Annotated in this window: 13 protein-coding genes; 10 read left to right on the forward strand and 3 right to left on the reverse strand. The window is 63.9% G+C overall.

Going from position 1 to position 20,043, the window contains the following annotated elements; genetic code table 11:
* Nucleotides 1-83: 83 nt before the first annotated feature.
* A complete protein-coding gene (locus OJB03_RS00580; RefSeq protein ID WP_263784382.1) occupies nucleotides 84-461 on the forward strand; it encodes an ArsR/SmtB family transcription factor in 378 nt (125 codons plus the stop codon).
* 30 nt (nucleotides 462-491) lie between these two features.
* Here OJB03_RS00580 and OJB03_RS00585 read toward each other — a convergent pair whose 3' ends face one another.
* Nucleotides 492-2,075 (reverse strand): hydantoinase B/oxoprolinase family protein, encoded by a 1,584-nt coding sequence (locus OJB03_RS00585; protein ID WP_263784384.1) that lies wholly within the window; start codon nucleotides 2,073-2,075, stop codon nucleotides 492-494.
* A 1,111-nt stretch (nucleotides 2,076-3,186) separates the two neighbouring features.
* Here OJB03_RS00585 and OJB03_RS00590 point away from each other — a divergent pair.
* The 3 genes from OJB03_RS00590 (at nucleotide 3,187) to OJB03_RS00600 (ending at nucleotide 9,993) form a co-directional block, all read left to right on the forward strand.
* Complete coding sequence (locus OJB03_RS00590) at nucleotides 3,187-5,721, forward strand: Ig-like domain-containing protein (RefSeq protein WP_263784386.1); 2,535 nt, start codon at nucleotides 3,187-3,189, stop codon at nucleotides 5,719-5,721.
* A 642-nt stretch (nucleotides 5,722-6,363) separates the two neighbouring features.
* Nucleotides 6,364-6,588 carry a hypothetical protein gene (locus OJB03_RS00595; RefSeq protein WP_263784389.1) on the forward strand — a complete coding sequence of 75 codons (225 nt, stop codon included), beginning with the start codon at nucleotides 6,364-6,366 and terminating at the stop codon, nucleotides 6,586-6,588.
* Between the two features lie 906 nt (nucleotides 6,589-7,494).
* The gene (locus OJB03_RS00600) at nucleotides 7,495-9,993 is read left to right on the forward strand and encodes a prolyl oligopeptidase family serine peptidase (RefSeq protein ID WP_263784390.1); all 2,499 of its coding nucleotides are present in this window, start codon (nucleotides 7,495-7,497) and stop codon (nucleotides 9,991-9,993) included.
* 145 nt (nucleotides 9,994-10,138) lie between these two features.
* On the opposite strand, the gene OJB03_RS00605 is transcribed toward OJB03_RS00600, so the two are convergent.
* A complete protein-coding gene (locus tag OJB03_RS00605) occupies nucleotides 10,139-11,482 on the reverse strand; it encodes an acyl-CoA dehydrogenase family protein (RefSeq protein ID WP_263784391.1) in 1,344 nt (447 codons plus the stop codon).
* Between the two features lie 940 nt (nucleotides 11,483-12,422).
* On the opposite strand from OJB03_RS00605, the gene OJB03_RS00610 reads away from it, so the two are divergent.
* Nucleotides 12,423-13,079 (forward strand): hypothetical protein, encoded by a 657-nt coding sequence (locus OJB03_RS00610; protein ID WP_263784392.1) that lies wholly within the window; start codon nucleotides 12,423-12,425, stop codon nucleotides 13,077-13,079.
* 758 nt (nucleotides 13,080-13,837) lie between these two features.
* Here the strand turns inward: OJB03_RS00610 and OJB03_RS00615 are convergent.
* Nucleotides 13,838-14,695, reverse strand: coding sequence for a hypothetical protein (locus OJB03_RS00615; RefSeq protein ID WP_263784393.1), 858 nt, complete (start codon nucleotides 14,693-14,695; stop codon nucleotides 13,838-13,840).
* Between the two features lie 774 nt (nucleotides 14,696-15,469).
* Here OJB03_RS00615 and OJB03_RS00620 point away from each other — a divergent pair.
* From OJB03_RS00620 to OJB03_RS00640, 5 genes are all read left to right on the forward strand, one after another.
* Nucleotides 15,470-16,027 carry a hypothetical protein gene (locus OJB03_RS00620; RefSeq protein WP_263784394.1) on the forward strand — a complete coding sequence of 186 codons (558 nt, stop codon included), beginning with the start codon at nucleotides 15,470-15,472 and terminating at the stop codon, nucleotides 16,025-16,027.
* A 373-nt stretch (nucleotides 16,028-16,400) separates the two neighbouring features.
* Entirely contained in the window at nucleotides 16,401-16,616 is a 216-nt protein-coding gene (locus tag OJB03_RS00625; RefSeq protein ID WP_263784395.1) for a hypothetical protein, read from the forward strand.
* A 568-nt stretch (nucleotides 16,617-17,184) separates the two neighbouring features.
* The gene (locus tag OJB03_RS00630) at nucleotides 17,185-17,538 is read left to right on the forward strand and encodes a hypothetical protein (RefSeq protein WP_263784396.1); all 354 of its coding nucleotides are present in this window, start codon (nucleotides 17,185-17,187) and stop codon (nucleotides 17,536-17,538) included.
* 398 nt (nucleotides 17,539-17,936) lie between these two features.
* Complete coding sequence (locus tag OJB03_RS00635) at nucleotides 17,937-18,440, forward strand: hypothetical protein (RefSeq protein ID WP_263784397.1); 504 nt, start codon at nucleotides 17,937-17,939, stop codon at nucleotides 18,438-18,440.
* Nucleotides 18,441-18,641: 201 nt separating this feature from the next.
* A complete protein-coding gene (locus OJB03_RS00640) occupies nucleotides 18,642-19,808 on the forward strand; it encodes a DUF5694 domain-containing protein (RefSeq protein WP_263784398.1) in 1,167 nt (388 codons plus the stop codon).
* Nucleotides 19,809-20,043 lie beyond the last annotated feature (235 nt).

The raw sequence follows: 20,043 nt of genomic DNA on the forward strand, positions 1-20,043 counted from the left end.
ACCCGTCGTCCTATGAGGCACCGGTTCGCAAAGGAACCCTTGGTCTTCGCCTCGGCCTTTCTCCTCGCCACAGATCCACGCCCATGTCCGGCAACACCGCCTCCGACGCCCCAGCCGAAGCGCATGACGGGACCTGCGGAACGGAGGCAGCACTCTCGGAGTCGCTGCCCACGGCCGCGGTCACCGACGCGACCGTCCGTCTCCTCAAGGGCTTTGCTGACCAGACGCGACTGCGCATCCTGTGCCTGCTCCGCGACCGGGAGGTCTGCGTGCACGACATCGTGGAGGCGCTCGACATGAGCCAGTCGGCCATCAGCCACCAGCTACGCGTGCTCCGCGACGCCCGGCTCGTGTCGTACCGACGGGAGGGACGGCACGTATACTACTGCCTCGCCGACGACCACGTCCGCGAGATGCTGGAGAATGCCCTGACGCACGGGGCCGAGCCGGCGTCCCAGTGAACGGGTGCCGGGCCGGAACGCCGTGGCGGTCTACGAGGGGGCTTCACCCGTCGGGGCCCCGAATCCCCCGCCCCCCGGCGTCTCAACGCGCAGCCGACTGCCCGCCGGGAGCGTCCGAGACACGTGGGGCGGGAGTTCCTCTTCGTGCCCGTCGGGATGAACGAGCACCGTGCGGCCCGGCGCTCCGGGCCCGCCCCCGTCGCGCCCCCATGGTCCTCGTCGGCGCCGCGTACTGAGCATCGTCGCGGTCGTCGGGACGAGCAATTCATAGACGCGCACGAGCCCGTCGCCGCCGCGGAACCGGCCCGCGCCCCCGCTGCCGGAGCGCAACCGGTAGGCGACGATGCGGAACGGATACGTCTGCTCCAGCGCCTCGACGGGCGTGTTGAGCGTGTTCGTCATGTGCACGTGCACCCCGCTGAGGCCGTCTGTGTCCGGCCCCGCGCCCATGCCGCCGCCGATGGTTTCGTAGTAGGCAAAGGCGGACCCGTCCGCACGCGTGCCGCCGAGGGTGAGGTTGTTCATTGTGCCCTGCCCGGCGGCGGGCACACGGTCGGGAAGCGCCTGCGCGAGGGCCCCGAGCACCGCGTCTACAATGCGCTGGGAGGTCTCCACGTTGCCGCCCGCCACTGCGTGCGGCGGTGCGGCGTGGACGAGCGAGCCCTCGGGGGCCATCACGGACACCGAGGTAAAGCTGCCGGCGTTCACCGGAATCTCGCCCTCGGTGAGGCCCTGCACCACGTAGTAGCAGGCCGACTGTGTGATGGGGCGGACGGCGTTTAGGTTGCCGTCCACTGCGTCGTCGGTCCCGGCAAAGTCGAAGGCCACGGTGTCGTCCTCCACCATCGCGGCCACACGGATTGTGGCCGTCTCCTCCTCGTCGACGTCCAGCTCGTCCGCGAACGTGTAGGTCCCGTTGGGCCAGTCCGCCAGCGCGGCCTGCGTACGGCGTTCGCTGTAGGCCTGCAGGTGACGAGCATAGGTTGTCACTTCGTCGGGGCCGTGCGCCTCGGTCAGGGCCTGCAGGCGCTCCGTGCCGACCGAATGGGCTGCCCGCTGCGCCGCCAGGTCGCCCCGCCGCTCTTCGGGGGTGCGCACGTTGCGAAGGAGGGTCTGGAAGAGGGCATCGTTGCGTGTGCCGCCGTCGTACAGCTTGACCGGAGGAATAATGGTGCCCTCCTGCACCAGCTCGGTGGCGAGGGGCAGGGAGCCCGGCGTCATGCCGCCGACATCGGCGTGGTGCGCCCGGCTCGCCACGAAGAACGATGGGCCCTCCCGAGGGCCGACGAACACCGGCGAGACCATCGTGATGTCCGGCAGATGCGTGCCGCCCGCGTACGGATCGTTGAGCACCACCACGTCGCCCTCAGCCCAAAGGTCCACGGCGGCGCGCGCGGCCTTGACGCTCGCGGGCATGGCGCCCAGATGGACGGGGATGTGGGCGGCCTGTGCGACGAGGGCCCCCTCCCCGTCGAACACCGCGCAGGAGAAGTCGAGCCGCTCCTTGATGTTGGGCGAGTAGCCGGTGCGCCGGAGCGTCACGCCCATCTCGTCGGCGATCCCCTCAAAGCGGTGGCGGTAGAGCTCCAGCAGGATGGGATCGGCGTCGGGCATGCGAACGGACCTGAAAGCGGGGAAAACACCGTTGCGGGACTGAGGCGCAAAGACGGGGCGTGCTCCTGCTCGTTCCGTCTGCCTGTGCTGCCTGCCGCGGGCCTCTACCCGGATGGACCGACAATTATACCCACGGATCGTTTCGGGATTATACCTGAGGAGTCGGGAGAGCCGGCTTCAAGAGACGCTAGGAAGACTTACGGCCGACAGGTTCATCGTTTCCACACGTCCGCCCCCCGGCACGTAATCGCTCCTCGGCCTTGGATCAGCGCCCTGAACGCGTCTTGAGGTTCATTGGCGGACGTGGGAGGGACGCACCACACGCCGAGCGAGGTGACTCTCTGCCTGGAGTAGGTGCCGCGATAAGCCCCCAGCGATGATTGGGTCACAGGCGTGGTGTCCAGATCCAATGGCGAACGACTGTAAACCCGTACGGCCCAACGGCAGGAAGGATGTCCGACGTCTCACGAGAGCTACGGCAACGGGTGGGCCTTCCCCCACTGGTCGGCGACCGTGTCCAAGTTCGTGCAGGATGCCTTTGCGCCTGACGGGCTAGCCGGCCCCCGCGGGCGTCTCGGCTGAGAGAGGGCGGCAGCGTGCAGGGAGCAAGCTGTCGAATAATGCCCCGTCGAGGTGGGCTGATCCGCCGCTACACCCGTCCTGAGCGCCTTGTTGTACAGAATAGCACATGGACGTTCGGAGCAGACACTGTAGCCCTGGCACAGTTGTTGGCTGATTGGCACGTCCCCCGGTTGTACGAGGCAGGCGGCGGTTGGGGCGCGTATCAGGGCAGCCTGTATTTAAGGCAGCCTGTATGCGTTGATCGCGTGTGCCCCTTCGCCTCCATCTAGCTTGATGCCGGGCTGCGGCCGTCTCTAGAGGCCTCGAGACGAGGCCCACAGAGGCAAACGCGAAACGGGCCGCCGATGTCCTGACTTTCGTTCTCCCACCTGTTCCCAACACGACCCCGATGCATTCCTCCCCACTTTCGTCTCGCCTGCACGTCTTGCCCTATCTGCAAGTCGCTTCCGTGCTCCTGGTGAGTACGCTTCTGTGCCTTCCGGGGATCGGCTACGGCCAAACGACTCCAGAAATCGAAGGCACAATCACTGTGAGCACGGACGCCGGCGGGTCCGAGACGCTTCCCCTCGGCATCGACCCCGGCGCGACGGCTGGTGTGGACTCGTCCTTCGGCGAATCGGAACTGCCGCCGGCACCTCCCTCGGGCGTGTTTGATGCCCGCTGGATCGACGACGACATCAGTCCCTCAGGCTTCGGGGAGGGGCTGCCCGTCGACATCCGGCAGGGAAGCGTGAGCTCCAACGGGACCCGGCAGCATGAAATTCGGTTCCAGGTCGAGGACGCCGCCACCGCGGTTACCATCGAATGGGACCTGCTGGCGGAAGTGAGTGGAACGATCGTAGACAAGTTTGACGGGTCGGTGTACGGGCCCGTCGAGATGACGGGAAACGACTCCCTGACGGTGAGCCCGGGCGACCCGGCCGCCCTCCTCACGATCGATTACAACACCGCGCCGACGCTCGACACAAATGCAGGCACGACGCTGGACGAGGGCGGGCAGGTGGCCATTTCGACCGATTCCCTCAGCGCCTCGGACCCGGACCACGATCCCTCGGGACTCACATTTACCGTGACGAACGGGCCCACGGAGGGAACCCTTCTGGTTGGGGGAACGGCGGATACGGCGTTTACGCAGCAAGACCTGATTGATGGGGCCGTCACGTACGACCACACTGCCAACGTTGCGCCTGGAGATGTCCCGCCTGACGACGCCTTTACGTTCGACCTACAAGACAGCAAGGGCGAAGGGCCGACCGGAATCGTCTTCCCGGTGTCGGTGCTCGGGACGAATGATCCCCCGACGGCCGCGAGCGACGCCGACACGACGCAGCAGGGCGGATCGATTTCCATTTCCGCGCCGGGGGTCCTCGAAAACGACAGCGATCCCAACGGGGATTTGCTTTCGGTGTCGGCGGTCAACGGAAATGCGTCTAGCGTCGGCCAGCAGGTCACCCTGGCGTCCGGCGCGCTCCTGACGGTCGAGGCGACCGGAGCCTACAGCTACGATCCGAACGGCGCGTTCGACAGCTTGAACGACGGGGACATCGGTTCGGACAGTTTCACCTACACGGCCAGCGACGGGAATGGGGGGAGTGCCCAGGCCACCGTGTCCCTTGCCATCGAGGGCCTCAATGGCGCGCCCGTGGCTACAGACGACAGTTTTGCCACGTATGAGGACAGCACACTGACCATCGGTGCGCCCGGGGTTTTGGGGAACGACAACGACCCGGATGCCGACCTGTTGACACCTTCAGTGGTGTCTGCGCCGAGCAACGGGACGCTCACGCTAAGCAACGATGGATCTTTCGAGTACGTCCCGGCGTCTGGATTCGCCAACACCGACAGCTTCACGTACGAGGTCGCCGATGATAGCGGCGCCACCGATCAGGCCACCGTAACGCTCACGGTCAGTGGCGTGCGCACCGTGAACCTGGACGACGGGTGGAATTTGGTGTCGCTCCCCTACCAGTCGGGGGACCAGACGTTTGGAACGTTTCTGCCGTCGTGCACGAGCGGGTTCCTCTACGACCCCAGTTCGGGCAATCAGTCCCTCTCGGACGGAGACACGCTCACCGTCGGAGAGGCCTTTTGGGCGAACTGTCCGTCCGGGACAGAGGAAGTCACCGGCGTGAAGGCGGACTCGCAGACCGTCAGCGTCGCCGCCGGGTGGAACCTCGTCGGGCCGTTCGGCGACTCCACAGACACCGGAGCGATTTCGTCAGATCCGCAGGGCATCGTGGAGTCGTCCCTCTACGGCTTCGATCCGTCGGACGGCTACACCCCGGTTTCCACGCTCGTGCCGGGCGAGGGATACTGGATCAGCGTCAGCGCGTCGGGAACGTTAACGCTTGGGGGCGGGGGGGGAGGAACCAGCCTTGCAGCCAGCACGCGTCTCCATAATGCGGGGGGGGATGGAAAGACGGCCTCCCTCCAGGTGACCGATGCTGAGGGGCGCGAGGCCACGCTTTTGCTCCGGCGCGACCGGCCCGCCTCGAAGCAGACGGGACACATGCTGCCCCCAATTCCTCCCGGGGGCACATTCGACGTCCGGTTCGCCAACGGCAGGGCCCTGGCCACCGTGGAGCCCGACGCCAGCACTCCCTCCTTGCACGACGTGAACCTGCAGGGGGTGGCGTATCCCCTAACGCTCCGGCGCCAGGGGAGCCCGCGCGCAGGAGGAGTCCTCGTACGGGAAACCCGTGACTCCGATGCAGACGTCCGGACCTTGACCTCAGATGCCCCGTCGGTGACCCTGCAGAATGGAAATGGGCAACTGCAGGTGGGGCTCCAATCCGTCCCCGAACAGTTTGCCCTGCGGAACAGCGCGCCAAACCCCGCCAGGGGAGCGGCCACGATCGCGTTTAGCGTGCCCGAACAGACGCACGTGACGATCGACGTCTTCGACGTGCTGGGGAGGAAGGTCGCAACGCTCACGGATGGGCAGAAGGAGCCGGGACAGCACGACGTTCGCCTAAATGCCCGGTCGCTGTCGAGTGGCACGTACTTCTACCGCATGTCCGCCGAGGGCTTTTCAAAAACGCGGCGCCTGAGCGTCGTCCGGTAGTGGGGCAGACGTCCTGGGCATGTCGATAATGCAGGCGTGCACCCGTTCACCGCCGGGGCGGCCGGGTCGAGCAGGGCGGGAAGAACCGCCGTGTGCACGTGACCAGGTAAAATCGACAACGACGACAAAGAAAAGCCCCGTCGACCTGGTCGCGTGGAAGGGACGGCCGACGGGGGGCTCACAGCTACCACTGCAAGCATGACAGATAATCTTTAGGCCGGTCCGTTTCGTTCCGATATGGAAGACATTTGCTGTTACCAAAAGACTAATATATAGTGAATGGGTTTGCCTTCGCTCGGGTGAGAAAGCTGACCGCCACCTGGCAGACGCATGTACGCCGGTGCTGCCTTGATCGCCGCAGTCACTGGTGCCTATGCCGTTGGTCTGCGCTCCCCTAAGACAATCTGCCACTCGGGCGCGCCCCCAACGCCGACCCCCGAAGCCGATCTGCCGACTGGACATCCAACATCTGGATTGAAAACATCTGGATTGAGAGATCAAGCAGGGGACTGTGTGGATCCACCCCATCCAAACGATTTGATCCTCTAGACTCTCCGGTGTCCCTGCTCGGCTTAGAGGCCTCCGTCCCCCTGCCGATAACAACAACAGAGCGCGGTTATCAACCAAGAAGCAATAGTCGTCATGCCCCGCAGCGGTTCTTCCTCGCTTACTCAGTCTGAGTCCAGCCGTCGTGATCTGTCCTGGACGGGGTGCGAACGGGCGGTCAGAACGCTCCACAGCGACGCCTCAGACGACCTCGACAGGGCACAGTCCCGGCGGCTCTACTCACTCGAACTTTCCGCGTCCCGGCACGCCGGCGAGTCGCCGCGACGTCTGCTGGAGCAGGCGAAACGGATCCTTCAGTAGGCGCGATTGGGGCCGCACTCACATCCCACCGGTCTTCGGCTCGTGGCATTGCCCAAGGACCCGCAGAGTAGGAACGAAGAGCTTCGCCGACATAGTTCTTCACCCTTGAACGCCTCGGAGATGGCACTCCGCCGGGCCATGAGAGCGGGAGACATGGTGCTCGGTTGCACAATGCGGAAGCTTTTAGCCTTCGGAGCGCTTCTGGATGCCCCATGGAGGCACGTGCAGTTCCGCAGGGGACATCCGTTCCGTAGATGACATTCTTCGGTGAGCGGGGCGATACGGTTTGTATTCACATAGAAAGTCCCCGTATCTGCACGAACGGACTATTGAACCCCATCCGACTGCCGAGAATGCTGTTCAAGGGCGGACGCCTCTCGCCCGAGCAGTCGTTTGCAATCCCGGGTCCGGTCGTTGCCCTTGGGGGCTGGTCCGCCCAGCTTGGACAACCCTGGCCGCAACCTGCCGGCTAGAGCCACTCCACTGGGGTCTCGTGGGGCTCTTCGTCACGTCTCCGCCCATGCCAGCCTTGATGGGACGCACCGGGCGCCTGCTCTGGTTGTTGAGGAGACCCGTTCATGGCCTCGTAGAACGTGGCGATCTGTGGCACGCGACCACGTTTAGTTGTGCAGGCGTCGAGAAACGCCTGGGCACGCAGAGACCGGACGTGAACGCTCCTTGCGTCGACGTCGAAATTGGAGAGAACAGATTGCCTCTCGGAAGCTGTCGTGCTACTTTTCTGCTCTCAAGTTTTGTCGACGAGCGGGCAATTCACCCCTCTCTAGGTCGTCCTGCTCACCGTGGCTCGGGCTCGCGTACAGTGCGGATGTCCAAACGGTGATGCGCCGAATGATCCAGTGTCCGCCGCCTACCTCTCGGTAGCCCCAAGTAATAGCCTTGACGCACGTGCCACTAGTCTCTCGTTTCCGTCTCAGCCTCTTCCTGTTTTCTCTTCTCGTGGGTGCGGTGGGGGCCAATCTTGCCCACGCACAGTCCAGTTCGTCGCAGCTGGATACCACCACAGTCCAGACGGGACTGGCCGTTCAGGGACCCATGGAGTACGATCGGTCGGCGATCTACAAAGACACTCTCCTACACCAGTGGGTGCAGGGAGCACTGAAGGCGCCCACTCCCGGCAGTGCGATCAGCGCGTCAGCCAGTGCTCAATGGAAGCGGGTGACAGCAAACGAGGAGGGCTATTTCGAGGGAGAGCGGCTGGAAGGAGGCTATCTGTATGTCTCGGTTGAGGCCGACGCCCCCGAAACCGTGCTTCTGCGAGCGTCGGGCCACGTCCAAGTGCTCGTGAATGGCGTGCAACATGCGGGCGATCCGTACGACTACGGATGGCTCCGCCAGCCCATCCGGCTCCGGGAGGGAACCAATCATCTGTACTTTCGCAGCGAGTGGGGACGGGTGCGTGTCCAACTCCTACGCTCCCCGGCGTCCTTCTCGATTGCCCGACAGGACCGAACGCTGCCGGACCTGCGCGTCGACGCGGAGAACTCGCCGTGGGGCGCCCTGCGGGTCACCAACGCGACGGACGCGGCCAGTCGCTCCCTGGCTCTACGGGTGCAGCTCGGAGAGGGCGCCCCCGTGACCACCTCTCTTCCCCGCCTTCCGGCCCGAATGACCCGCAAGGTCAACGTGCGCCTCCCGACCACCCGCCCGGACACGACCGGCACGGTCCCACTGAGATGTGAACTCATCCGTGAGGGAGCCCCCACCACGGTGCTTGACACGCTGCGTACGACGATCGATGTGGTGGAGGCGTCCGAAACCCACAAGCGCACCTTCCGGAGTGATATCGACGGCAGTGTGCAGTACTACAGCGTCGTTCCCCCCGCCAGCCCAGATCAGACTGAGGGTCGTCCCTCGATGGTGCTCTCGCTGCACGGGGCGTCGGTTGAAGCCCCAAGTCAGGCCGGTACGTACGCCCCAAAGCCCAATACCTACATCGTCGCCCCCACCAACCGCCGTCCCTACGGATTTAACTGGGAGGACTGGGGACGCCAGAACGCCCTCCAGACCCTTCGCGTGGCGGAGCAGCGGTACGACACGGCTCCGCAACGCACCTACCTGACCGGCCACTCAATGGGGGGGCACGGCACCTGGCACGTCGGGGCCACCCACCCGCACCGGTTCGCGGCCATCGCCCCGTTCGCAGGCTACCCGAACCTCCGCGCCTACGGCCGGCCGGGGGAGCAGACCACCGGCACGACCACTGTCGAGAAGCAGGTTGAGCGGGCCACCAATCCAAGCGACACCTACGCCCTGGCCCGAAACTTCCAACAGCACGGGGTCCACATCGTCCACGGCTCCGAAGACGAGGTCGTGCCGACGGCCCACGGACGCGCCATGCGCAACGCCCTAGGCGGTTTCCACAAGGACTTCGCGTACTACGAGGTGCCCGGTGCGGGCCACTGGTGGGGAAGCGAGAGCCTCGACTTCCCGCCGGTGTTTGATTACTTCGCGTGGCACGAGATTGCTCCTCCTACCGAGCAAGACACGCTCCGCTTCACGACGGCCAATCCGGGCGTGAGCGCCCGGTCGCACTGGGCTGGAATCGAAGCCCAGCACCATCCGCTCAACTACAGCACAATTACCCTCACCCAGGACACCGCCGCGGGGACGATTACGGGAACGACCGACAACGTAAAGCGGCTTTCCCTGCGGCTCGGTGCCCTCAACATGCCGGACACGGTTGGCCTGAGCATCGACGAGGACAGTTTAACGGTTCAGAACCCGGACACGGCAGACCGGCTCTTCCTCGGGCATTCGGACGCCGGCTGGACCCGGACGGAGGCGCCAACCCCCGACCAGAAAGGGCCTCACCGGTACGGGCCATTCAAGTCTGCCTTTCAGCACGACGTGCTGTTCGTATACGGCACGCAGGGCACCCCGGAAGAAAGTGCGTGGGCACGCCGGAAGGCACGCTTCGATGCCGAGACGTTCTGGTATCGGGGCAACGCCTCGATTGATCTGGTCCCGGACACCTCCTTCGCCCCTAGTGCCCACCCCGATCGTGGCGTCATTCTCTACGGCCACGCCGACATGAATTCTGCCTGGTCCCTTCTCCTCGAAGACAGCCCCGTCCAGGTAGGGCGAGGACGGGTCACGATGGGAGAGCGCACGGTGCAGGGCGATGGGCTCGGGACGTATTTCGTGCGCCCACGCCCAGGCAGCGATCAAGCCCTGGTCGGGGTCGTGGCGGGCACCGGCCTTCCGGGGCTTCGGGCGGCCACTGCCAATCGATACTTCCGGGCCGCGGCTGGCTTCCCCGACCTCTTTGTCTTCGACGCCGACATGCTGCTCGGCGGTCAGAGCGGGGTTCAGTACTGGGGCTACTTTGGGCCCGACTGGGGGCTCGAAACCGGAGACCTCCTCGGGCCGTCTGCGCTTCGTTAACGGGCGGGTTGCCGGCCCAGCGTGGAAGCCCCGGTTCCCGCGCAGCCTGGAGACGAGAGCATGGCACGGTCCGAGAACGGGCCTCCAGGCCCCGCACCTCGTCGCGAGGCGAGAAGAGAGGTCAGGTGCCCTCTTCGCCCCTCCCTTATACGAACGCGCTCTGGCCTGTGATGGCACGGCCCACAATGAGCGCGTTCATCTCGCGGGAGCCCTCGTAGGAGTAGACTCCTTCCGCGTCGGCGAAGAGGCGAGCCACGTCGTGGTCCAGCAGGATGCCGTTGCCTCCCATGATGCCCCGAGCGATGGAGACGACCTCGCGCATCGTGTCGCAGGCCCAGACCTTGGCCAGGCTGGACCGCTCGTTGCTGATCGCGCCCTCGCCGGCCTCCAGGCGGCCGAGCTGCATGACGAACGTCTGCAGTGCCGTCACCTTGCCGAGCATCGTGACGAGCTTGTCCTGCACCATCTGAAACGAGGAGGTCGGCTTGCCAAACTGCGTGCGCTCGTTGCAGTAGGTCAGGGCCTTCTCGTAGGCACCGGTGGCGAGCCCCGCGGCCTCCCAGGCCACGCTGGCGCGGCAGGTCGCAAGCTGGGCGCTCACGTCCCCGAAGTGGGACACGCCGGGCAGGCGGTTGGCCTCCGGAACCTCGACGCCGTCCAGCTCGATGAGCCCGTTCTCCACGCCCCGCTTGGCGATCTTGCCGCCGATCTGCTCGACGTGGTAGTCGGGCCGCTCCTGCTCGACGAGAAACCCCTTGATGCGGCCGTCCGCCTCGTCGCGTGCCCACACGACGGTCACGTCGGCAAACGTGGCGTTGCCGGCCCACTTCTTCGCGCCGTTGAGCACCCAGGTGTCGCCCTCGCGGCGGGCCATGGTGGCCAGGCCCTGCGACACGTCGGAGCCGTGGTCCGGCTCGGTGAGTGCCCAGGAGCCAATCATGTTGAACGCCGCCAGCGGCTCGAGAAACCGCTCCTTCTGCTCCTCAGAGCCGAAGAGCGCCACCGAGCCCATCGATAGAAGCGTATGCACGCCCCAGAACGTGCAGAACGACGGCTCGACCCGCGACATCTCGAAGCTGATGAGGTTGGTCTGTATCGGATCGTCGGACGGGAAGGTGTACGCGTCCCGGCCAACGACCTCGTCGAAGAGCGCGCTGGCCTTGGGAAGGAGGTCCTTCGGAAACGTCCCGTCCTCCCACATCTCGTTGGCGACCGGCTCGACCTCCTCCTGCATGAACGACCGGACCGTCTCCCGGGTCTCCTCCTGCGCGTCGGTCAGGCCCTCAAAGACCTCGTACACGTTCGCGTTCACGGGGGGCGTGGGCGACGGACGCTGGGGCGTCTGGGGACGGGCCCCGTCGGTCAGGCGATGCAGGTCTTCTTCGTCGAGGTCGCTTAGCGCACCGAGAAGTTGGTTGACGTCTGTTTTTTCGGCGAGACGGGCGAGCGCATTCCCGTCGACGTCGGCAGTGAGGGGACCATCAGGCATGGGAGGAGGAGGGGTTGGACGTAGATCGTGCTATGCTGGCGGCCGGAAAGGATGCTTCGAGCCGCCGGTCGGCGCTGGTGAAAGCGCTTCGATGTACAAATGAGATTATCTGATACGGGGGTTTGTAATCAGCTTCTTCTAGGGCCTTTGGTACAAGAATGTTCAGTTGCGCCCCTGGGGGCGGGTTGGGGGCCTGGGCGTTACCGACCGGTGGGCCGCAGAGTGAAGACTGGGGGCAGCCATCGCGACCGAACGCAGCGTGGTCTGCGATCTTGGGTGCGGAGACGGACGCATTCTGGTCACGCCCCCTGCCGGACAGGGAGGCCCGTGGTAGAATTTCTACAGCACGTCCCCCTAACCTCCTCGCAGGGTTAAAGGGCGTATGGGAGGCGTCCTCCAATCTCTACTGAGAAGCGGGCAAGACCTGCCTCGTCCAAAAGGTCTTCGGCCGTTCGGGCCAGTCGGCGACGATGAGGTACACCCATACCGTAAACGAAAAGCCGGGCGTCACGATGAGGAGATTGTAACCTTTCGTTGACGCCTTACGCTCAGACACCGCATTTGGGGGGCGCACCATGCACTTTTCACCTGCAATCCAGTGTTTTAAAATGCTCAGACATCTGACCTCACCTTTTACGCCCGAAAGCAAGACCGCTCCAAAGACGAAAACGTCTAGCGCAGCGCATCCGACTAGGGTTCACCGACCTGTCGGAAGTGCACCAGGTGCCATAGTTATCAGTATCCCATTCGGGGTTTCAGCGCTGGAAGGGAGTAGAGAAGGAAGCCGGCACACCCACCCCGCCGGCGGGGCACGACGGCCTTAGACGGGGGATGGCTTGTTGGGGCGCCCAGAACCGACAGGGGGAGTGCGGCGACGATATTCCGGAGTCCGTGTTCGACAAATTGCGCCGGGCAACGCCAAAACTGACAGAACAGACCGATGACAAAGCGGGAAGTCGACATTGAGCTGGCCGACATGGCCAATCAGCTCGGCGTCACCCTCCGTCGGCTAATGGTGGGACTCCAAACGGGCCGGTTCTCCGAGTACGTCACCGAGGACGATCTCGTGTACAGCGACAAGGGGGACCCTCTTTTCTTCCGTGTTGAGCGATCCCGTGGATATGCAATCTGCGGACAGGATCTGCCCGACGTGGAGAAAGACATGAGCACGGTGGAGAGGATGAGCACCTCCAGGGAGGCGAAGGAGGGCACGAAGGCGGGACGCGGCGCGTCCGTAGAGCAGAGCGGATGGCCCGTGGACTTCGGGAAGGTCGCAGGGGCGGTCGCGCTCATCAAGACCGCCTTCTTCGGTGGGGTTGACCTGCTTCGCCGGCTCCTTGGTGGCCTCGAGAGGCTCTTCGAGGGCCGGCCGCCCAGTGAGCAGCAGTCCAGACGTGAACTTCCGGGCCGGCGGTTGGACGCGATCTACCAGGAGGGCTGGAACGCCCGGTTGGAGGGAAACCGGTCCAATCCGTACCTCGACGATCTGCAAGCGAGCAACGCTTACCGTCAGGGATGGTGGGACGCGGACGAGGAAATGAAGCGCCTGCTGGTGTCTCACTTCGAAGTGGAGTGCCAGACGTCCGCTCGCGGGTAAGAGAGGGGCTATTGATCGCCCGGACTCCCAGCGCATGGTATCTGAACCCTGAGAGGCGGCAGTTTCACTCAAGGGATGAGTGTGCCGATCGAACCGGCCTGCCGCGGCAGAAAAGAGCCCACGACCCAGACCTTGGGGCCTGGATGACGAGGAGTGCCCTCACTTTTCGATGCCTTCCTTCCCTGCGCGATGGCAAACGCCGAGATGTCCCGGAGAAACCAACGGTTCAATCACTCATCGTCTCTCTTTCCACCTGTCCTCACAGATTTCATTCTCCCTTTGTTGATACCCTGGGGGGCTGTTTTGTTATACTGGGAGTAGACACATATAGGAAAATTTGAGAGGTCGCTGAATAGCCTAGTCAGCTCAAGCTTCTTCTTTACGCTCTAACGAGTTTTGGCCCGTCTCGGAGTTTCCTCCCCCGCCCACACTCCGAGCCGGGCCATTTCTACGTCTAGGGCTCACGTCGAGTCGAAAATCCCCCGCCATCGCCCCCCGCTTGGGCCGACGAGTCCGTTGTGATCGAATCTATGCCCCACGGCACAGGCGGTAGGGCGTGCGAGCCACACTGCGCAGGCCATACCGGCCGGTCCCTCGCTTCAGGCCAGCCCCTTTTCGGCCAAGAGATGCCAGCCGGGCGCAAGTGCACACCACCCGGAAGCCGCCTGGGCGACGTGGAGAACGGAGCTGTACGTCCCTAGCTGCGCCCCAACCAGTGTAGAGCCGTCCCTACTCCTGGCGGCCTTTGGCGTGACTCCTCACCCGAGTTTCCCTTCCGCCCTCGCTCGACGGATGTCTCTCCGACGCTTCCGTGGAATTTGCTCCTCGATCGCTACGTCTACGAAAAACACTTTCGGAAGCGCGTGCAGCAGGCCGGGGGCATCGTCCGGCGTCCGTCTCAGTTCTGAATCGAGGATCTGCCGGTCCGCAGTGCGGCCGGTGCCGTGCTTCCGGAAGCGGCTCGCCAGATCAGACCGGCTACTTACCGCCTCGGGATGAATCAGGCCCTCCTTCAGACGACAATGGTCACGAAGCCCGCGTGGCATCTTGTCTCTGGGAACGTAATCGGTGCCCCTCCCCACAGAGTTGACACCCTCTAAAGGATGGCCCCCCTCCGGAGAACGTGCCCGGTCTGGGCGGCGGCGGGCGTAGTGAACGAGAACGCCCTCCTTCTTCTCCTGACACAAAAGACGCCACCCGTAACGAGCCGTTTCCGGAACGGAAAACTCTCCGACTGGATCGCGGCCGGTCTCAGCGACCCACTCCCAGTACCTTGTCCATCGCTCCTGTCTTTTCTTCGGGGAAAACTTCTCACGGACGCTCCTGTGGCGGTCGCTCCCCCACTTGGGCGCGCGCCTCAAGGCCTGTGACCCGTGCTCGTCTACCGAGTAGAACCGTTCGACGAGCGCCCCTTCCGTCACGGTGACGCGGCTTTCGATGACCCGGCGCTCCCAGGTGCCCGCGGCTTCGCGGCGCAGCGGCGCCGTGACGTCCTCGATCCGAGAGCCCGCCTCGGGCCATTCTTGTTCCCAGGTGTCTCCGTTTTCCAGGGCCCTGACCGCCTCCTCCGGAAGCCGTGCAAGCACTGTCTCTCGGCTTTCAATATCCACAGGCATACCGGTCGCGTTCGTGGCTCGAGGCGGCTGCAGCTTCGGGTGTTCGCAGTTACAAGACGCATTCCAAGGGACACGACACAGGTTCCACGTGACCCGCGGGTGGAGACTTGTTCAGGCCCAGCCGGTTCCAAGAGAGGCGGATTGTTGGCGAGAATGCGTAGGGACGCCTGGGCTTCTTTTTGCGTCTCGGTGGGGCGCAGGAGGACGTTGGGGGCCGATTGGGGCTTGGAGAGCGTAGAGATCGGCGATCGATTCTCACTCGACCCCCCAGCGCCATGGAGTACTTGAGTGGGAGACGCTACGCGAAGGACTCGCCGTACATGTGGCGGTGCTCGCCAAGAAAGACCGGCGCTGGTCCCGTTGCAAAGGCGTAGCTGTACAGTCCGCTATAATTTATTTAGTAGTAAAAAATTTGATTATAAAATAAAACAAGTCATAAGTTAAATAACACAAAAGTAGAGCCGAACAGTTGATTGCCAAGTGTGCTAGTACGATACAGTAAAAAGCTTAAGGTGCAAATAAATTTAAGTGCTCACTTTTTATGGGTCGGGCGAGTCGCGCCGTACCTCCCTGCCCACGGCACGCCTGGGCCCTGTCCCAAAGGCCTCCCGCTCTCTCCCCTCATTGAGTCCATCTCTTCCTCCGCCCGCCCGAGTTTTTCTGCAGCGTGAAGCAGGCGCCCGGCGGTTGCAGGGCTCCGGGCACTGGCACGACCGAGTCGGGGGAATCACCAACACAATTGCTCCTTTGCTCCTCCCGACACAAACAGAAACCATGCGACTGCAAACAGGGCCCGTTCCCCCCATCTCGGCTTCGCTGCTCTGCATGTTGGCCCTTCTGGTTGCGTCGGTCTTGGCCACCGCTCCAGCCCGCGCGCAGAAGCCCGACGGCTGTAGTACGGCCTCGGAGACAGAATCGAGGAGCCAGACGACGGTCGATTCCTCGACGGTAGAACTCGACATTGAGAAGCGTGGTGGTACGTCTCTGACGCAAGCGAAGGCGAGCCTCGTCGTCGTGCCCGGCACTGCAGAAAGTGGGGGCGCCAAACTCTCTCTGCTGACGGTTTCGGAGTCTCCGCGAAGTGCCTTCGACGCCGATAGACTGTCTCTTGTCTTCGCCGACGGGAAGCGTGAAACCCAGGACCTGAAGCAGGTTGTAGACGAGAATGAAGAGGGCGCGGCGGTAAGGCTGCACTGGGTTGACCTCTCGGCCGAGAGGCTCCGCCGGATTGCCGGCTCCAAAGCGCTTCGTCTGGAGGGCGGGGGAGCCGTGTTTGACCTCTCGGGGAGCTCAATCCCGGCACAGGCACAGGCCGTGTTGGATACGCGCTGAGAAGACCACTGCTCCTTCCGTCACAGGTCACTTCGGGCCGGTGGCGTCTGCCTACGACTGAGTGGTCGGCTCGCGCCGGTCCCCATGCTGCCATACCGCTCAATCAACGTCTCAGTGGCGAGCTCCCCTCTCTGCCTTCCTGACCTGAAGGCGTATGAGCTTCTCGGTGTCCCCAAAGTACTTAGAGATGCTTCCTAGCGGGCCGCCGCATAACCGGGTACCGAGGTCTCGGTGGAGAGGCACTGCGGACCAGAAACGGAGGGCATATTGGGAGTCTGCTCCTGCAGCGCATGCGGGCGGACATCTTGGATCGGAATTGAGTACCTAAGTTCACAGGAATGTCTCCCAATGTCTTCACAGCCTCACACAGCCGATGTTTGACGAAGAGCACTTCCCCCAAGAGTACGAGTGTGAAGGGTGCTCCACGACCGCCACGGTCACGCACGAGGACATTCAGAACGTGCCGTCCTTTCTTGCGGCAACGACCGTAGCAGAAGCGGTCGAGTACGTGATGACTGAACGTCGCCGATGGTCGCTTCAGTCATTCGAGGGGGCGTTTTGCCCTACCTGTGCGGAGGAAAACGACTGAGGGCAAACAGATCCGCCGGTCCAGGTCGATCTAGTGAGGGACTCAGGTCTCGCGACCCCGAACAGACAGGTTCGGGTCGTGCACCTGCCCCCCCCCCCTCGTCGCACCTCAATTCGTCGCATAAAGCGGCCAGTTCGTCGACGCCCTCTGAACGCTTGAGGGGACCCAGCGTGTGTCTTCCCGCAGCGATGCACAGCTGGTAATGACGCGAAACGGACAATCACTCTCCGCCCAATGTCCCGGCGTAGATCCTCCCCATCCCGCGGCTCACGAATCCGCCTCCTGCTTGCCTCCCTTCTCCTGCTCGGGGCAGGGGCGATGCTTGTCACTACGCCCGCAGCAGGGCAGGACGGATTGGCCCCTTCGCCCGCGCCCGACTCGGCGCCAGTCGTCTCTGGGCAGGTGAATCTGCGGGGTACGGTCGGCATCCCTCAGGGAGGCCTCCGTAACAACATCAGCGGCGTGGGCGGGGGCCTCCACGGCTACATCGGCGGTTGGATCGGCTCACGCCCCCCTTCTTGTCGGGCTGGACCTTGGCATTCTCAACTATGGCCGCACCACTGATCAGGTGCCGTTCAGCAGCACGGTCGGTCCGCGTGTGCCGGTGGAGGTGAGCACAAACAACAACGTCGTGGAGACGCACCTCTCCGTGCGGCTTCAGTCTCGGACGGGACGCTTCCGGCCCTACGTGGAAGGACTGGCGGGCTTCAAATACCTGTTTACCCGAACCACCGTCGGAGATGATGACTTCGGGGAGGATGATCTCGGGGACGACATTGCCGGGTCTACAAACTACGACGACTTCGCCCTCAGCGGCGGGGCCGGGGCCGGAGTCGATGTCCGCGTCTACCAGCAGCCGGAGCCGGGGAAGACCGTGAGGGCCGTGAGCGTACATCTCGGCGTGCAGTACCTGCTGGGCTAAGAGGCAGAGTACCTTGCAGAGGGAGAATTGACCGACGAGAACGGAAATGGCCAACTCGACCGCAGCGAGTTGGGCGTCCGCCGCTCACGGACGACCTTCCTACAGCCACAGTTCGGCGTGACCCTCCGACTGGCAGACACCGACTGAGAGTCTCGTCCGGACTGCCTAAGCGGGGTTGCAACCGAGGCACGTGCGTGGGTGCCCCCCGTCTTCCGTTTTTGAGAGGCCTTTTGTGCTGGGGACCTCGTTGCGCGTCGGTCTAAGCCCGCCGACTTGGTAGAGTTGGCCCCGGTGGACGTTGCAGAGCACGGGCCGAGCGGCGGCTCGGCGGGATCTTATGACCTAGCAGGACTGCAAAAGATAACTCGGCAGCACCTTCGAAGGCAATCCACGGAGCCATGGGTGACGACGAAACGCCGGCAACGTACCGCACCTCAGCGTTCCAGCGAGGCCTTTCCCTTCTGTCCGTCGGGTCTCTTCTCCTGCTCGGGGTGTTGGAGGTGACCGACGAGGGCCCGCTTCTGGAGCTCTCCCTTGTCAATGTGATGCTCACAGGGGCGATGCTTGTCACGGCGGCCGCCTATGGGCTTCGAGCAACCGTCCGGGTATCGGAGACGACGGTTCAGAAAAGGCGGCCTCTCTGGACGGACCATGTTCTTCGCTTCGAGGACATCCAACGGGTTCATCTGCCCGTAACCACCGAGGCGCTCTGGCTCTACACTGAGCCGGACGGAAGCCCGGACCTGAGCATCGAGGCCCAGTCGTTCGAGCGGTTCGAGTCCCTGGCCCGTCAGGTGCTCCGGCGGCTGCCCCAGCACGCAGAGATCCGAGACCCTGCCGGTCGAGCCGAGGGATATCGGCGAGGAGGAGCCGCGGGGGACTCCCAGTCGGATAGTGGATAGGCGGAGCGACAGCTGGACGGGCGAGAGCCAGACCTAATTCATAGTCCGTAGCGCACATTTGCTTCATAGACCGCACCGACGCCCCCGTCCGCCAGTCCCACATGCCGGAGAGGAGGGGCGGAAAGGCGACACGTCCTCTCACCCGTCGGCTGATCGTCCTGGACTGCAGATATATTTTGGCGCGCAAGCAGCATACGTCCCATGCGCACCTGGTCCGTCTTCCTCATCGGAGTCGCCTTCCTCGTGTCCACCGGCCTGGGGTGTCGTACCGTCAGCGGGCCCACCCCTGTGCAGGAACTGGTCCCCGCCGATACGGCCCTCAACCTCCAGGCCTACGACGGATCGATGCCCCCAGAAGCGGGCACAACGTCGGTCCTGATTCTCGGCACCCCCCACATCGGCCTAAACGAACGCGACTATACCCAGCATGAGATCGGCCGGGTTACGGAATCGCTCTCCGCCTACGACCCGGACATGCTCATCGTCGAGCAGCTTCCCCCCGAGCATCCGCGGGGAAAGGGCGCTGACTACCGGCCTGCGCTGAACCTAGATTCCCTCTCTCAGAGCTGGGACTATTCCTTTGCGGAGGCCGACTCGGTTCGGCGGACCTTCCGGCGCGTTGGCGGAGAGCCGGAGCGGCCCTGCCGGCTCGCAAAGGCGTATTTGCTCAACTACGACCTGGCGAATGCGCACTACTACGCCTACCCTGGTGGACATACAGACTCTGACGGGGACGGGGCCCCCAGTGGGTGCACAGACCTGCGCCGGATAGATTCGCTGCGCCGGTATTTCGAGGCTCTGAGTCAGGGAGAGACGGGCCGCGTCGGCTACCCGGTGGCCCGGGCAAATGGCATTCGCCAGCTCGTCCCCTTCGACTATCGCGGCGCCGATACGGAATGGTTCATCCAGCATTCGCTGCTGGACGCCGTGAAAAGCGGGAAGGTGTGGGCCCTCTGGAACTTCTGGCCCGTCGTTCCCCGCGTGGGGAGCACGTATCAGAAAGATCGAGCCCACCGTGACGGCTCCGAAGACTGCTACGCCGAGGAGCTTCGCTTCGATAATTCGCCCGAACGGATCGGCCTGGAGTACTGGGCATACGAGGAGAAAATCCGGGGTATTGACTGGGAAGGCCGGGCGGTTGGCGAGGGGCAGGTCGAAAACTACTGGCGCCGCAACCGGAAGATGTTCGAACGGATGCAGGAGGCGATCGAGGCGCAGGGTCCAGGGCGCGTGCTGGTGATCGTAGGCAGCGGGCACAAATACTTTCTGGACGAGCTGACCCGGGAGGCGGGCTACCGTTGGATCGACCCGCGAGAGCACCTACCCCGGTCGTGCGCTGCGTCTGGGGCAAAAGAATTGGACGAGTAGACGTTGCCATGTCTCTTCTCCGGCAAGAACCCTCGGTTTCAGGGACAATCGAGCGGTCGTCAACAGCCACATCTCGTGGTGCCTCCACAGCATTGTGCGAGATAAAGAGGTCTTCATCATTCTGAGTCAACTTCAGTCGTCAGGGAAGCGGTCGCTTGCATTTCTTTCCCGGTAGCCTTCCTGGTCCTGCACCTAACCTGTGCTGGCCCCTTCAGGCACGACTGTCATGCAGGAG

This window comes from Salinibacter grassmerensis, assembly GCF_947077765.1.
In the GTDB taxonomy this organism is placed as follows: domain Bacteria; phylum Bacteroidota; class Rhodothermia; order Rhodothermales; family Salinibacteraceae; genus Salinibacter; species Salinibacter grassmerensis.